Source organism: Bacillus sp. 1NLA3E, from assembly GCF_000242895.2.
GTDB lineage: Bacteria > Bacillota > Bacilli > Bacillales > Cytobacillaceae > Bacillus_BU.
This window is the reverse complement of sequence record NC_021171.1, coordinates 4391911-4408276: the sequence shown is the minus strand read 5'-3', so window position 1 is coordinate 4408276 and position 16366 is coordinate 4391911. Positions and strand designations below refer to the sequence as shown.

Below are 16366 nucleotides of genomic sequence, written 5' to 3'. Positions count from 1 at the left end.
CATGGGTGCAAGCAGTAAAAAAATTCAACTTATCATTAAACGGCAAAAAGATGCAAATTCCAAGCCGTATGAGGAAGAATTCCAGGTTCCTTACCGCACAAACATGAATATCATTTCGGCTCTAATGGAGATCCAGAAGAATCCCGTGAATGCAAAAGGGGAGCCGACGACACCAGTCATTTGGGAATCGGTGTGCCTCGAGGAAGTATGTGGGGCATGTTCGATGGTGATCAACGGCAAACCACGTCAGGCATGTTCTTCGCTGATTGATCAGTTAGAGCAGCCAATCCGGATTGCGCCGCTCACTACTTTTCCAGTTGTTCGTGACCTGATGGTTGACCGTCAGCGGATGTTCGATGCACTGAAAAAAGTGAAGGCCTGGATTCCGATTGACGGAACGCATGATTTGGGTGCAGGTCCTCGCATGCCAGAAAAAACAAGGCAGTGGGCGTACGAACTGTCCAAATGTATGACCTGTGGCTGTTGTCTTGAGGCCTGTCCGAATGTCAATGATCATTCACCGTTCATGGGACCAGCGCCTTTGTCCCAAGTACGTCTCTTTAATGCCCATCCGACAGGTGCGATGCACAAAGAAGAGCGGCTTGAAGCCATTATGGGCGAAGGCGGCATTACAACATGCGGCAACTCACAAAACTGCGTCGAAGTCTGTCCAAAAGGGATTCAACTGACAACATCAATCGCTAACCTAAACAGACAAATAACCCTACAATCATTCAAAAACTTCTTTGGAAACTAAAAAAATGGTCAAAAACTGGCGCTTTAAATCTGTACTGTATTAAGTGGTGCCTGACCCCCGGCACTTTAAAGCGCTATAGTATTAAATAGAAAAATGTCATTCTTAAGTGAATGATGTTTTTTTTTTTTGAAAACAATAAATTGGCATATTTGTTTGCAAGGTGAATTTGGTGAGATTGTCGAATTATAGTATTATGAAGTAGAAAGAGGTGAAAATTTGATGGAACAAGAAGATTTTTATCAAAGTTTCAGAAAGAAGATGCAGTACTGGGAAAAGAGTGAGGATGGCAAAGCAAATAAATATGTAGAAATTTTAATGTTTGGCCCAGACTTATTTCATTTATTATGCAAATTGACCTTGGATGATGATGTCTCCGTAACAGATAAAGCCAAACTAGCTGCGGCAATTGCATACTTTGTTTCACCTATTGACCTTATACCTGAAGCATTACTTGGCCCAGTCGGCTATGTAGATGATATCGCAGTTGCAGCATTCGTATTGAATGGAATAGTGAACAACTCAAGCCCTGAAGTAGTAAGGAAACATTGGGCAGGGGATGAAGACGCTCTAAAAGTCATAAAACAAATCCTAGAAGTTGCCGACAAAATGGTTGGATCAGGATTAATGAAAAAATTAAGAGGGAAATTTGGTGGCTGATCACCAGCTACCAACTACAACGCCGATGCAGATGCTTTAACGTGTTAACACGCTAAGTGGTGCCTGACCCCCGGTGCGGTAGTGCATTAAAGTCCTTCTTTTCTATGTGGTTATTAAATAAATGGGACAAACTCTTTCTATAAGAAGGGGTTTGTTTTTTTATAGGGACATATTCAGAAGAGGAAGGGGATAAGTTAGGAAATAGATTAATACATTTAGTAAAAAAGAGGTGTTCGAAATTTAATGAGTGACAGTGAAAAGCAGACGGTTGACTCAAAATATATTCAGCAGCATTTGGCAAATGAACGCACCTATTTGGCATGGGTTAGAACAAGTATAACCATCATTGGAGTGGGATTTTTGATCACCAACCTCCATTTTTCAACTCTATCGACTAAAGTTGTGATTGGAGATATTCTTGCTAAAATCATTGGCCTCGCCTCAATTGTATTGGGAATCATTACTCTAATCATGACTACATTTAGTTATTTTCGAAAAGGGAAGGACATCAACAACCAAACCTTCCATTTTTCAAAGGCATTAGTTGTATCATTATCAATTCTATTAATCCTGATTTTCCTTGTATTTGGCATTTATTACTTGTATGTTTGGAAATTTATCTAAGTATTTTAGAAAATTATTAACCGAGTAAGGAGAGCGAATTTGTTGGACAGAATTGTTCTTCTTATTTTTGGAAAAATTTAAACTGCTAGCGCTCATCGCATCAAATTTACTGGGAATCAAAGGTTATTGACATTTCCTATGGTGCACATTATAGTGAATATTGTTCTACTAATATAATATATTACCCTCATCCTAACCGATGAGGTAGAGGTCGCGGTTTTTAATAGTAGCGTAAGGGAGATGCAGAGGCATCTACGAACTTACTTGAAAGGAAAAATCGCCGAAGTTTGCTCATTACTCTGTTTGAGCATGCTGGGGCTGTATCCGAACAGGAACAGAACTGTCACGTCTGCCTTAACCTGGCAAACGTGTTGTGCTATCTTCATGGAAGGTTTGATGCGGTTAAAGTAGAGAATGCCGTCGACACTATTGTTCGGCTTTTTTTATTGAAATTTTGCGCTCCTTCCCAAAAAAAGAAAAGGAGTTTTTTTATATGAGTCAAGGAAATGCGACAGCTAGAGTTTTAGAGGTTCAAGAGGAATTACAGCAGGAACAACCACAGCTGCACCGTGGATTGCAGGCCCGACACTTAACGATGATCTCCATCGGTGGAGCCATCGGAACAGGCTTGTTTTTAGCAAGTGGCGCAGCCATTCATACCGCAGGACCAGGTGGAGCCTTGGTCGCATATGGCATTATCGGAATTATGGTTTACTTTTTGATGACAAGCCTTGGTGAACTGGCTGCCTACATGCCGGAAGCGGGCTCGTTCAGTACCTATGCTAACAAATTTGTTGATCCAGCCTTAGGGTTCGCGCTTGGATGGAACTATTGGTACAACTGGGCGATTACGGTCGCAGCCGAATTAGTTGCTGGTGCCCTCATTATAAAATTTTGGCTACCGGACAGCTCATCGCTGCTCTGGAGTGCTTTATTTTTAGCAATCATGTTTGGATTAAACTATATGTCTGTCAAAGGTTTTGGTGAGTCGGAATATTGGTTTGCCCTTATTAAAGTAGTAACGATTATTCTCTTTTTAGTAGTTGGCGTATTAATGATTTTTGGTGTGTTCACAGGTAAGGCGGTTGGCTTTACAAACTTTATGTTAGCCGATGGACCGTTCCACGGCGGATTTTTCACCATGATTGGTATCTTCATGGCAGCAGGATTCTCCTTCCAAGGAACTGAGCTACTCGGAGTAGCAGCAGGGGAAAGTGAAGACCCAGCTCGTAATGTTCCACGTGCAGTTCGTCAAGTGTTCTGGCGCATTCTATTATTCTATGTATTAGCAATTGCTGTAATCGGGATGCTAATTCCGTTTACAACTGAGTCACTTTCAAGCGGTGATGTAACGGTGAGCCCGTTCACGCTTATCTTTAAACGTGCCGGTTTTGCGTTTGCGGCATCGGCTATGAATGCAGTCATTTTGACATCTGTTCTATCTGCGGGTAACTCTGGTATGTATGCTTCGACTAGAATGCTTTGGAATCTTGCTAAAGAAGGAAAAGCACCGAAGTTTTTATCAAAAGTAGATGGCCGTGGCGTGCCTGTTAATGCTCTACTTGTAACAACAGCGGTTGGTCTTATTGCCTTTTTTGCCTCCATGTTTGGTGATGGTGCTGTTTATATCTGGTTACTGAATGCATCTGGTATGTCCGGGTTTATCGTTTGGTTAGGCATTGCGATTAGTCATTATCGTTTCCGGAAAGCCTTTGCGGCACAAGGACGTAGCTTAAAGGAACTTCCTTATCTTGCTAAATGGTTCCCGTTCGGCCCGATTTTTGCCTTTGTTTTGTGTACGTTTGTTGTTTTAGGACAAAACTATGCTGCTTTCATGGGTGACAAAATTGACTGGTACGGTGTGATGGTATCGTATATCGGCTTACCATTGTTCATTGCCGTATGGTTGGGTTATAAATATGTGAAGAAAACAAAAGTGATTCCGTTAGAAGAGTGTGATTTGACACCGTCTTTGAAGCAATAGCTTGTGTAGACAACCTTAATAAAGTCTGTAAACTTTGTTGCTATTTACTAAAAGAGAAGTGTGGTTGATTTCCGCTCCAGGATGCTCGCTTTCCGCGGGGCGGGCGGTGAGCCTCCTCGACGCTTAAGCGCCTGTGGGGTCTCACCTGTCCCGCTGCTCCCGCAGGAGTCTCGCACCTTCCGCTCCAATCAACTTTTTTATCAACGGTTTTCTTTCCATAAACCTATAATAGAAACAACAATCTTTTAGAAAGAGCCTTAATAAAAGACATCTATGAACAGAGTTTACTCTGCGTTATAGATGTCTTTTTTTTGTGAATACACGGGTACTGTCTTGACGTGCTACGTTAAAGCACTAAGTGGTGCCTGACCCCCAATGCGGTGAAATGGTAATGAATCAACGGGGTTAAGTGAGCAGCATAAAAATAGGTCTTAGGTCGTAGAATTTTTTACTGTCTTAGTCTATAGGAAAACGGGGAGCATTGGTGTATTCTGAGTTTATAGAAGAAATTCTTCCCTTCCTACGGATAATCGATTGAAAGTTGAAACGTTATTTTCCATTATTCGTATATATAGAAAGGATTTTTATGTCAGGAGTCGATTAAGATGAACCTGTTTATTTCGTTTCTTGTTGGAACGTTCGTGGCTGTACCTACTGCAATCTTCGTGTGGCTGCTAAGCTACTTTGCTTTTGACTTAACATTCTGGCTTTCGTCCGTTATTTCTCTCGTTGGAGGAATCTTTGCGTACATGCTGATATCCGTAAATGTGAATTCACGTTTTCTAAAGAAAAATCAGCTGTCAAGAAAGGAATACCGATATATTAAGAAAAATTTAGATGAGGCCAAGCTGAAAATTAACCGCTTGAACAAATCTATTTTTCGGATTCGGGAAATTCCGTATAAACAGAGAATAGATGTTGTTCGGATTACTAGAAGGATTTACAAAATGACCAAAAAGGAACCGAAGCGATTTTTCAAGGCAGAGCAATTTTATTTTTCCCATTTAGATTCAGTTGTTGAATTAACCGAGAAATATGCTTTACTAGCAACACAGCCTAACAAAACGAGTGAGCTTGTGCTCTCCCTAAAGGAAACTCGACAAACATTAACAGAACTTACCCAGGCTGTGGAGGACGATTTATACGAAATCCTGTCTGATGACATTGATCATCTGAATTTTGAAGTAGATGTAGCGAAGCATTCGATAAAAACACTGAAGGATTCTCAATTCAATGGGGATAGCAGGAGGCTGAAAAAATGAACGAGAAAGAACCGAACCTGTTAAAGAGTACGAACAATGTAATGGATGACATCTTGGCGAATCCATTTGGTGATCATGTTGAGAGTTCAAATCAATTTTCACCACAGCTACAAAAAGAGAAGCAAACAGTTAGACTTATTGACGTGATTCCTGCCGAAAACCGAGCCAAAGCCTATCAGCTTGCCGAACAAATTGATCCCAAAAATCAACAAGCAATGATTCTATACGGAACTCAAGCACAAGGTAAGCTGCTTTCTTTTTCCCATACCATGCTTGAGCATGTCCAGAAACAGGATATTGGTGAGGTTGGTGAGATTATCAGCGACTTGATGAAGCGGCTTAATGACATGAATCCTGATGAGTTACATCAAGATAAGCCATCACTATTCTCGCGCATGTTTGGGAAATTATCTGGTTCAATCCAAGAGGTTCTGTCAAAATATCAGAAAACAGGGGCGCAGATTGACCGTATCAGTGTCAAACTTGATCGCAGTAAAAACGTCCTTTTATCTGACATAGGAATGCTGGAAAAGCTTTATGAAACGAATAAAGAGTATTTCCATGCCTTAAATATCTATATCGCTGCCGGTGAAATCAAGATAGAAGAACTGAATGAAAAAACGATTCCAGCCCTGAAAAAAGCGGCTGAAGCTTCACAGGATCAAATGAAATATCAAGAAGTGAGCGATATGATTCAATTTGCCGACCGCTTGGATAAACGGTTATATGACTTAAAATTAAGCCGGGAAATAACCATTCAAAGCGCACCTCAAATTCGCCTCATTCAAAATACGAACCAAGCGCTTGTTGAAAAAATCCAATCGTCGATTGTTACGGCCATTCCGTTATGGAAAAATCAGGTTGCGATTGCCTTGACCCTGCTTCGGCAACGCCATGCAGTCGAGGCACAGAAGCAGGTATCAAAAACAACGAATGAGCTATTATTGAAAAATGCAGAAATGCTGAAGACGAATACAATTGAGACAGCTCGAGAAAATGAACGCGGTCTTGTCGATATTGAAACACTTAAGAAAACGCAGGAAAGTCTCGTGACCACACTAGAAGAAACACTACGAATCCAGGAAGAAGGTCGAACCAAACGCCGTCTGGCCGAACAAGAACTGGCCACAATGGAAAACGACCTAAGATTAAAACTACTTGAAATAAAAGGGAAATAACGTGGGAAGTATCGAGGGGGTAAGAAGAGTACTGCACCGCTTTAAAGCGCCTTGTGGTGCCTGACCCCCGATGCTGTATAGCAGTGAATTGTTAAAAGGATGTTCATGTCCTATTAATATTTTGTTCATATTTGTCCTGTATGCTTATTAAGAAGTCAAACCCCCTTTACTACATTTTTCTCTTTTCCGGTCTTTTGACCGGACTTTTTTTGTTTTTTTGAAAAAAAAATCCCCCTCCGCAATTTATGTTTTTCTGAAGAAAAGCCATCATAATAGGAGGAAGGGGATTAATATCATATTTTAAAAATAGGCTCTGTTAAATTAGAATGTTGATTTCCGCTCCAGGCACTCGCTTTCCGCGGGGCGGGCGGTGAGCCTCCTCGGCGCTTAAGCGGAGGCCACTGAAAAAGTCCAAGTTTTTAATTTAGGCAGTTGAAAGTTTGATTAAACCAAACTTTCAACTGCCTTTTTGCCTTATAATAACGATATTAAATGTATGTAGGTGGTATCCCGATGATTTCCAATCAAGAAACACTTAATCTTAGCCCATTCATGGCAATCTACGAAATAGTTGTGCCAAAAAGTAATATGCTTCGCCAAATCAATGAACTAGTGGACTTTTCATTTATTCTCGAAGAATTAAAAACGAAATATTGTCTTGATAACGGTCGAAATGCCATTTCACCGATTCGCATGTTCAAATATTTATTACTAAAATCGATATTTGATCTATCTGATGTGGATGTAGTAGAACGTTCAATATATGATATGTCGTTTAAATATTTCCTGGATATGGCACCAGAAGATTCCGTGATTGATCCTAGTTCCTTAACGAAATTTCGTAAACTCCGTCTTCAAGATGAGGATTTATTAGATTTGCTCATTGGCAAAACAGTTGAGATTGCTCTGGAAAAAGAAATCATAAAAAGTAAAACCATTATCGTGGATTCCACACATACGAAAGCGCGTTATAACCAAAAATCTCCGAAGGAATTTTTACAAGAGAAAGCGAAAAATGTTCGAAAAGCCGTGTATCGAATTGATGAATCCATGAAGGAAAAATTCCCTGCGAAAACAACTTCTGTTGAAGTAACCGATGAATTAGATTATTGTCGTCGAATCATTACTGTTGTCGAAAAAGAACCACAAATCGCTAAGGTACCTGCGGTCAAAGAAAAATTAAATGTTCTAAAAGAGATCGTAGAAGATTATACAGAACAACTTAGCTATTCAAATGATCCAGACGCACGGGTCGGACACAAAACAGAGGACTCTTCTTTTTTTGGGTTCAAAACGCATTACGCGATGGCTAATGAACGGATTATTACAGCGGCAGTTATGACAACAGGTGAAAAAAGTGATGGAAAATATCTGCGGGATTTAACAAAAAAAGCCAAGCAACTGGAATGAAAATTGACAAAATCATTGGAGATACAGCCTACTCTGAGAAAGATAATATTCGATTCGCGAAAGAAAATGAATTAGCACTTGTTTCCAAATTACATCCGCATATTACACATGGCAGACGCACAAAAGAAGAAGAGTTTGAATTTAATAAAGATGCAGGAATGTATGTATGTAAAGCAGGGCATATGGCTAATAGAAGGAAATATGAAGGACGAAAGGGACAAGATAAAAACCCTAGAATCAAATACTTTTTTGATATTGAAAAATGTAAAGTGTGCCCTTTTCATGATGGCTGTTATAAAGAAGGAGCGAAAAGTAAATCTTATTCTGTGACAATCAAATCAACAGAACATGCCGATCAGGAGGCATTTCAAAACACAGAAGAATTTAAAGAGCTAGCGAAATCTCGCTATAAAATTGAAGCGAAAAATAGTGAGTTGAAACATAGACACGGGTATGATATTGCATCATCTGCGGGTCTATTAGGCATGAAGATTCAGGGAGCTACAGCGATATTCGCTGTCAACCTTAAACGAATACTAAAACTCCTCAATGAAAAAGAATAAAAAAAGATAAGGAAAAGGGCAATTTTTCGTCCAAAAACAGACGATAAATTGCCTTTTTTGTACCAAAATTTATTTACAGACGTAAAAATCGTATGTTTTTCAGTGGCCTCGCTTAAGCGCCTGTGGGGTCTCACCTGTCCCGCTGCTCCCGCAGGAGTCTTCGCGCCTTCCACTCCAATCAACATTGTACAAAAACTCAACATTGAGCTTTAACACAACCTAAAAATAAAGTTCATCTTTATCTTTGTCAGAGAGCATAAGTTCATTGTAGAATGTGGCATTTGAGGTTGATACATAAGGGACAAGCCATAAGTAGCCAATTCCTAAAGTGAAAATACCAAGAATTCCCCAGCCGATAAAGCTTAGATTGAGGAGGAAATATTTCCATTTGTATCCATTCATGCGTTTTCTGCTTTCAGTGATAGCTTCAAACACGGTATATTCTGGATGGTCCTTCAATAGATAGTATGTCTGAGAGTATGAGATGGATTTGATAATACCGGGAATAATGAGTAGTAAAGTCCATAAGAAAACAAAAATCCCGATTAAAAGTGAAGCTCCGATTAATTTGAAATAAGTTTTCCCATTATTAAAGATAGTAAACACCTGGGAAATTTCTGGTACCTCTGATCTCACAACGGATAAATAATACCAATAAACTGAAATACTTACTGGAATTAAAATAATGGCGATCAACATATTTCCTATAACTGCTGAGGGTGGTGCTTGGTCCTGATTCAACATGTTGTTGAATCCTCCACTAAAAATTGACTCAACAATCGATGGTAAAACCGATGTGAGCAGGAACAATATAAAGGTAAGTAGAACTGCGGCACCCCATTGTCCTTTTAGCGCTGTTCGTGCTTGTTTTTTGATTTCGGAAATTTTCATATATTAGCCTCCTTGTATTGTTAAATTATACCATAATAAGAACGAGGTCTTGCCAGAAAGTGACACTATTCGTAAAAAAATTGCTGCTTACTCTTCAATATTTTATTCACAACCCGCTTGTCCAAAGTCCCATTTTTGGGAAAAATAAAGATAGTTGGAAATATAAGATTAAAAAGTCCTTTCCACGGTTATACTAAAATGAGCAAGATTATTTAGTAATTTTGTTTATTTATTACATGCTAGGAGGCAACAATTAATGGAACATGGCAAAGTAAAATGGTTTAACGGTGAAAAAGGTTTTGGATTTATCGAGCGTGAAGGTGGAGAAGATGTATTTGTACATTTCTCAGCTATTCAGGGCGAGGGGTACAAAACATTAGATGAAGGCCAAGAGGTTACCTTTGAGGTTGAGCAAGGACAACGCGGCCCGCAAGCAACAAACGTTCGTAAGGCATAATTAACTTAACGAAACGATAAACAGACTCTCACTTTATTGCTTGAGGGTCTGTTTTTTTTTACAAAAAATCCCCGTCTTGAATCAAAAATCCCTTGCTTGATTTCCAAAAATACTGAATAGCCTTTGGCTCCTAAATGGCTGAATTGGACAACCTGCTTTTGTGATTTTGTATAATTTTCAACAAAAATATTCTCCCCTTATATCTCAACTCGAAATATTGAATAAATTCCATATAATGGGTAGCGCACAAGATAACTCTAGTATACAATAATGCTGTACTACTACAAGAAAAGAGGGAAAAGATGAAGAAAATTTCTAGAATACTACTAGCACTACTTTTATTATTACCTAGTTTACCAAACCTATCTTTTGCTGCTCAGGACCCAACCTTTGATTCGGATCTGGAAGTTTATTTGGAGGAAATTAGTGCAACTCGTGGTTTTGAAGTAACAAAGGAAGATATTGAGGAGTCACTGACTCTTTATGAATTAGGACTAGATGATTTTGATAGTGTAACAGACCTCTCAGATTTTCTTGGAGAAGTCATTTCTTCAGATAATAGTAATTTAGAAGATATGCTAACAGAATATGATCTGACAATAGATGAACTGAATTCTCTTTTAGAAGAAAACGGAGAAGCAATTGATGATTATGTTTTTATAGATGATCTAGATTATTCTGTTTCCTTTTATTTGAATCCAATTGAGGGGGACCCTGGTTCAATTGATGATGAATTCGCTACAAATCTATTAGCGGCTTTTCAGGAGCAGTTTGGCCTAACAGAAGCGGAACTAAACAAATTAAGCGAACATTTTATTGCCCATCAAGAAGAGTTATCCTCACCTGAATCCCTAGCAAAGTTAGAAGAACTGGCAACCAGAATGGAGGCTTTTGGTGAATTTGACAAATTGACTGACCTAAATTCTGAGCAGGTTCAAGAATTTTTATCGATTTATGATGAATTTCTTACCATCCTCCAATTAAAGGTTGATTTTTATCTTGTCAAAAGTGATAAGGAATCTGCTATTCCATTTTGGGAAGTATTGAGTATGAATGAACTAAACAATGCTAAATTAAAAATGAACATTTACGATCTTAGTGGGAATTTTCTGGCTGACTTACTTATAACAGGTGAAATGGTAGACTCTGACACCGTAAATGAAGTGGGACAAGAAGTAGATAAAGCCACTGAAAAGGTAGTTGTCGAAAAAGCAAAGACTGAAACAACTGCCGTTCAATTTAAAACTGAAAAAGGTGGGAAACTACCTAATACAGCCGGCAACTATGTTCCCAATATCCTGATTGGCCTTTTTATGATTTTATCAGGAGTTATGGTATACCGGACTTATAGAAGGATTTTATAAAATGAAAAGAAAGAAGCTCATTTTTTTTCTTTCAATTGCTTTGGTTTTATCAGGAATTGGATTTTCGACAACAAATGCCTATAAGTTTTTAAAAGGGTACTTTTTGTATAAGGTAGAGAAAAGTAGTGATCATCCAGCTAAATCAGCAGCTCATCTCAAATCTTCTAATAAAAATCCCGATGTTCTTTATCCAGTTCGTCCTAAACAAGGGGAAGAAATAGGAAGTTTATATATTCCAAAATTAAATGCTAGTTTACCAATTTTCCATGGTACAGATGAAGATGAACTAGAAAAGGGAGTGGGGCATTATGCAAACAGTGTCCTTCCTGGAGAAAAAGATAATTCAGTTTTATCTGGTCACCGAGATACCGTTTTTCGCAGATTAGGAGAGGTGGGTGTTGGGGACCTCTTGACTGTTAATACTTCTGCTGGTGAGTTTACCTATAAAGTAAATAAAGTAAGGATAGTAGATGCTAATGATCGGACGGTTATTGTGCCTAAACCTAGAGCTACTTTAACAGTTAGTACCTGTTACCCCTTTAATTACATAGGCGATGCGCCACAACGGTATATCTTAGTAGCTTATATGGTTTCAAAGCAAACAATTAAATAAACAAAAGGTTCACAGAAAAAGAGACTGCTGGATTTCCACCGCAGCCTCTTTTTTTGTATTATAAGTTTACAATCGACCTTTTCAACAGTCTCTTTTTTCCCAAAATTAAACATTCACTTAATTGAAACACTTTTTAGGGGAAAAGTGATTTTTTACTCTTACAATAAAGTAAGTTAAAATACCATGACGATAGGTTAAGCCACTACAAGGAGATGGATTAAGTGGTAAAAAGATTATTGAAGCTTCGATTACGAACAACCATTACCTTATTAGTCTCAGCGGTTATCTTCATCTGTTTCTCTGTTACTAATCACTTGATTAAAAAAAATGTCGAACTAACAACTTTAAATAATATTGAAGAAAAAGCAAAGGACCTATCAAGGACAGTCGCACTGTCACCGGTTGTCATTGATGGGTTAAGTAATAATGTGGATGAGAAATCAATCCAGCCTTACACGGAAAAAATTCGAAAAGCAACTGATGTCCGGTTTATTGTTGTTTTAGATATGAACGGAATTAGGAAATCACATCCTATTAAAGAGAAAATCGGTCACAAATTCGTTGGTGGAGACGATAAGCCGGTCTATGCCGGGAAGGAAAATTTATCGATTGGCAAAGGGACCCTTGGAATGTCCTTGCGTTTTTTTACCCCTGTTTATAATGCAACAGGGAAACAAATTGGTGCTGTAGTTGTGGGGATTCTCCTTGATGATGTTCAAACGCAGCTGGATAAGAGTAGTCGAGTCATCTATATCAGTGCCATTATCGGCATTCTTGTGGGCATATTTGGAGCGGTTTTATTGGCTTACAAGGTTAAAAAAATCATGTTTGGGATGGAGCCTGATGAAATCGCCAACCTTCTCGAGCAAAGGAGTGCGATGCTGCTCAATGTCCGTGAGGGTGTATTAGCAGTGGATCGTGATTCGAAAATCACCCTATTAAATCAAGAGGCTGAGCGATTATTTAAAAAGGTTGGGATTAACCACAACCCGGTCGGACAAAAAGTTGGGGACATCATCCCCAAATTCCATATTACCTCGGTTATCGAAACGGGACATAAAGAACTAGACCAAGAATATTCCATCAACGGCCTCGTGTTGGTTGCTAATATCGTGCCAATCCTAGTGAATAGACAAATTGTTGGAGCAGTAGCGACTTTTCGCGATAAGACTGAAATGAAGATTATGGCTGAGCAGCTCACTGGAGTTCGTTTGTATGCTGAGGCTTTGCGTTCTCAAACGCATGAATTTATGAATAAGCTTCATGTTATTCTTGGTATGGTTCAACTGGAATTTTATGATCAGTTACTAGATTATGTGAGGGGTTTAAAAGATACAAGTGAATCCGAAGCTGGCTTTTTCACCAGTCACTTCAAAGATCCTGTCCTATCAGGCTTTCTTTTAGGAAAGGTAAGCTATGCAAGGGAAAAAGGAGCAGAACTGAAGTTTGCGGACGAATGCTATTTACCTACACCAAATGATCAAGAAGTAATTAAAGGAATGATTACCATCCTCGGTAACCTGATTGATAACGCGATTGATGCGGTGCAGAACTCCGAGGAAAAGAAGGTTGCGGTGGAGATTTTGCCGAAACCAGTTGGGCAAATATCCATTACAGTAACGGATACAGGCACCGGTATGAGCCCTGAGATGAAAAATAGTATATTTGAAAAAGGGTTCTCTACTAAAGGGGTTGATCGAGGCTACGGTTTATACCTCGTCATGCACAGTGTAGCAGAGCTTAATGGCACGATCGATTTTTGCTCACAAGAAGGATTTGGCACAAAGATTAATGTGAAAATTCCATATGAAAACAGGAGTGATTCATGATGATTCGTACAGTCATTGTTGAAGACGACCCGATGGTAGCTAAGATTAATACAAGTTATCTTGGAAAAATGAACGGTTTTCAGTTGGTTGCGGCTGTATCGACCGTTGATGAGGCCCTTCCGATTATTGAAAAGGATCAAGTTGATCTAATTTTGTTAGATATATATATGCCAGGCGAGGACGGCTGGAGTCTGTTATCGAAAATCAGGTGGCTAGGTCAAGGGATTGATGTGATTATTATTTCAGCGGCATGTGATAAGGAAAGTATTCAAAAAGGGCTGCGGTTTGGAGCGGTCGATTATTTAATTAAACCATTTGAATTTGAACGATTTCAGACGGCGCTTAACTCATATAAAGAAGAACAGAGCTTTTTTGACGAACAGGAAAAGCTTAGTCAGGAAGAACTAGACCATTTACTCCTTCACAAGGACCAGCAAAGTGTTATAAGCTTTGAACTTCCAAAGGGGCTGACGAGAAACACCTTGCGGTTAATTTGGGAAAAAATCCTAGAGAACGGGGCTGAAGTATTTTCAACCGACGAAATGGCAAAGCAAGTCGGAATTTCCAGGGTGTCGATGAGAAAATACCTGTTCTTTTTAGCTGATATTACGATTATTGACACGGAAGTGGTTTACGGGGCGGTTGGCAGACCTATTTTTAAGCACCGGATAGCCAATCTAGATCACCAATTAATGAATAAATATTTGAACGGATAAAAGTTTACAAGGGTAGGAGAGCCAAATCTCCTATCCTTTTTTTTATTTTTTACAAAATTATAGATTTCAGCACTGTGGGTAACGTTAACTAGGTTGGACTCGTCCAGCTCCAGCGCCCAGCGCCTAGTGGACTTCACCCACCTCCCTACGATAAGTCAACATAGAATCACTCTCGCTCTTCGTGTTTCCTTTATCTCAGTCGGTGTGCTCCAGTCCATACGTCGCTAACCGGGCGCTTACGCTTTTGTTTTTTTTGCAAAAAAGACTCTCCTACTTTCTAAAGTTACAAAACTCTTTATATATTTTCATAAACTATTAAGAAATCCTTATATTCAGTACCATTCAATAGAGCGAGATAAACATTTCTCGAAAAGTAAATTACCTTTCAATGGGGGGATTTTTAACACTTAAAAATAACCAAATTAAATTGATGAAAATGAAAAGGTACGTTAGAAAAGTGAAATGGTACAAGAGGGCTTCTAATGAAAATTAGTAGCTATTTTAAAAAGAGAGTTTGTGAATATGCTCACAAATGTGAAAGTTTTGTGAACAAGTGAAGGAAAAATAAAGGGAGTGAAAAATATGTCTGTTCCAGCTATAAAGCTAAAACAAATACCCAAGGTTAAAGTTGGTACCAACCCTAAAGGTTTAAGTGAAGTTAAATTATTACCATTACTCATTACTATAATCGTAGGTGTGGCTCTATGGATGATTACACCACCTGCAGGCTTAGATGTACAAGCATGGCACTTATTCGCTATTTTCGTAGCAACAATTGTTGGATTAGTTAGCAAGCCAATGCCAATGGGGAGTGTAGCAATCCTAGCCTTAACGGCAACGGTGCTTACGCAAACATTGACGATTGATCAGGCGTTAACTGGCTTTCAAAATTCAACCATTTGGTTAATCGTTATTGCCTTTTTTATCTCGCGCGGTTTTATCAAAACAGGTTTAGGTTCGCGCGTTGCTTATATGTTCGTAAAAATGTTTGGTAAGAAAACACTTGGATTATCGTACTCCTTGCTTGTAAGTGATTTGCTTTTATCACCTGCAATGCCTTCGAATACAGCTCGTGCAGGTGGAATTATCCTTCCAATTATTCGCTCACTGTCTGAAACGTTTGGATCACGCGTTGGCGATGGAACAGAAAGAAAAGTTGGAGCCTTCTTAACAAAGGTTGCTTTCCAGGGCGACATGATTACGTCGGCGATGTTTTTAACAGCGATGGCCGCTAATCCTTTAGCAGCTCAAATTACACATGATTTAACCGGAAAAACAATTTCGTGGATGGGTTGGGCAACAGCTGCAATCGTACCCGGATTAATTAGTTTAATCCTAATTCCTTATGTCATCTATAAATTATATCCTCCAGAAATTAAGGAAACACCTGAAGCACCGGCAATGGCAGCTAAAAAGCTAAAAGAAATGGGCTCACTAAAAAAGCAAGAATGGTACATGATTGGCGTATTTCTATTGATTTTGGCTTTGTGGATTTTTGGAACAAGCTTAAATATCAATGCTACAACGACAGCGTTTATCGGATTAGGAGTTTTGTTATTAACTCAAGTATTATCATGGAACGACATTAAGAAGGAAGAAGGAGCATGGGACACATTAGTATGGTTCGCAGTGTTAGTCATGATGGCTACCTTCTTAAATGAGTTAGGAATGATTCCTTGGTTTAGTGAAACAATGAAGGGCGCAGTTAGTGGAATGTCGTGGATTTGGGCATTGGTTATCCTTTCAGTTGTTTACTTTTACTCTCACTATTTCTTTGCAAGCAGTACAGCACATGTTAGTGCCATGTATGCCGCTTTCCTAACAGTTGTGATCGCGGCTGGAGCACCACCTTTAGTATCAGCTTTAATCCTAGCATTCTTCAGCAATCTATTTGGTTGTATGACACATTATGGCTGCGGACCAGCACCAGTTTTCTTCGGAAGCGGCTATGTTACACAAAACAAATGGTGGTCGCTCGGTTTCCTTATTTCGATTATCCATATCATCGTTTGGATCGGTGTCGGCGGCGTATGGTGGAAAGTTCTTGGACTTTGGTAAAAA

Annotated in this window: 13 protein-coding genes, 1 pseudogene and 1 riboswitch; of the genes and pseudogenes, 13 read left to right on the top strand and 1 reads right to left on the bottom strand. The window is 39.1% G+C overall.

Features of this window, described 5'->3' with window-relative positions; translation table 11 throughout:
- Window position 1: 1 nt before the first annotated feature.
- The 7 genes and pseudogenes from sdhB to B1NLA3E_RS21095 all read left to right on the top strand — a co-directional run bounded on the left by sdhB (window position 2) and on the right by B1NLA3E_RS21095 (window position 8435).
- Window positions 2-757: a succinate dehydrogenase iron-sulfur subunit gene (gene sdhB, locus B1NLA3E_RS21130; protein ID WP_041580763.1), complete on the top strand. Its 756-nt coding sequence runs from the start codon at window positions 2-4 to the stop codon at window positions 755-757.
- A gap of 219 nt (window positions 758-976) precedes the next feature.
- Window positions 977-1414 carry a YkvA family protein gene (locus B1NLA3E_RS21125; RefSeq protein WP_015595853.1) on the top strand — a complete coding sequence of 146 codons (438 nt, stop codon included), beginning with the start codon at window positions 977-979 and terminating at the stop codon, window positions 1412-1414.
- 243 nt (window positions 1415-1657) lie between these two features.
- Entirely contained in the window at window positions 1658-2038 is a 381-nt protein-coding gene (locus B1NLA3E_RS21120) for a YidH family protein (protein WP_015595852.1), read from the top strand.
- Window positions 2039-2235: 197 nt separating this feature from the next.
- Window positions 2236-2425, top strand: a riboswitch (Lysine riboswitch).
- Window positions 2426-2531: 106 nt separating this feature from the next.
- Window positions 2532-4022, top strand: a complete 1491-nt coding sequence (locus B1NLA3E_RS21110; protein ID WP_015595850.1) for an amino acid permease — start codon at window positions 2532-2534, stop codon at window positions 4020-4022.
- Window positions 4023-4627: 605 nt separating this feature from the next.
- Window positions 4628-5284 (top strand): 5-bromo-4-chloroindolyl phosphate hydrolysis family protein, encoded by a 657-nt coding sequence (locus tag B1NLA3E_RS21105; RefSeq protein ID WP_015595849.1) that lies wholly within the window; start codon window positions 4628-4630, stop codon window positions 5282-5284.
- Window positions 5281-6462, top strand: a complete 1182-nt coding sequence (locus B1NLA3E_RS21100; protein ID WP_015595848.1) for a toxic anion resistance protein — start codon at window positions 5281-5283, stop codon at window positions 6460-6462. The genes B1NLA3E_RS21105 and B1NLA3E_RS21100 overlap by 4 nt, the downstream gene beginning before the upstream one ends.
- Before the next feature lie 513 nt (window positions 6463-6975).
- A pseudogene (locus B1NLA3E_RS21095) lies at window positions 6976-8435 on the top strand (IS1182 family transposase).
- A gap of 219 nt (window positions 8436-8654) precedes the next feature.
- On the opposite strand, the gene B1NLA3E_RS21090 reads toward B1NLA3E_RS21095, so the two are convergent.
- Complete coding sequence (locus tag B1NLA3E_RS21090) at window positions 8655-9326, bottom strand: DUF975 family protein (RefSeq protein ID WP_015595847.1); 672 nt, start codon at window positions 9324-9326, stop codon at window positions 8655-8657.
- Window positions 9327-9582: 256 nt separating this feature from the next.
- On the opposite strand from B1NLA3E_RS21090, the gene B1NLA3E_RS21085 reads away from it, so the two are divergent.
- The 6 genes from B1NLA3E_RS21085 (at window position 9583) to B1NLA3E_RS21060 (ending at window position 16363) form a co-directional block, all read left to right on the top strand.
- Entirely contained in the window at window positions 9583-9783 is a 201-nt protein-coding gene (locus tag B1NLA3E_RS21085; RefSeq protein WP_015595846.1) for a cold-shock protein, read from the top strand.
- A gap of 302 nt (window positions 9784-10085) precedes the next feature.
- Window positions 10086-11147, top strand: a complete 1062-nt coding sequence (locus B1NLA3E_RS21080) for a processed acidic surface protein (protein ID WP_015595845.1) — start codon at window positions 10086-10088, stop codon at window positions 11145-11147.
- 1 nt (window position 11148) lies between these two features.
- A complete protein-coding gene (locus B1NLA3E_RS21075) occupies window positions 11149-11760 on the top strand; it encodes a class D sortase (RefSeq protein WP_015595844.1) in 612 nt (203 codons plus the stop codon).
- A 221-nt stretch (window positions 11761-11981) separates the two neighbouring features.
- Window positions 11982-13589 (top strand): DcuS/MalK family sensor histidine kinase, encoded by a 1608-nt coding sequence (dcuS, locus tag B1NLA3E_RS21070; RefSeq protein WP_015595843.1) that lies wholly within the window; start codon window positions 11982-11984, stop codon window positions 13587-13589.
- Window positions 13589-14305, top strand: a complete 717-nt coding sequence (locus tag B1NLA3E_RS21065) for a response regulator (RefSeq protein WP_041580762.1) — start codon at window positions 13589-13591, stop codon at window positions 14303-14305. Before dcuS ends, B1NLA3E_RS21065 begins: the two co-directional genes overlap by 1 nt.
- Before the next feature lie 582 nt (window positions 14306-14887).
- On the top strand, window positions 14888-16363 hold the full coding sequence (locus tag B1NLA3E_RS21060; protein WP_015595841.1) for an anion permease: 1476 nt from the start codon (window positions 14888-14890) through the stop codon (window positions 16361-16363).
- Window positions 16364-16366 lie beyond the last annotated feature (3 nt).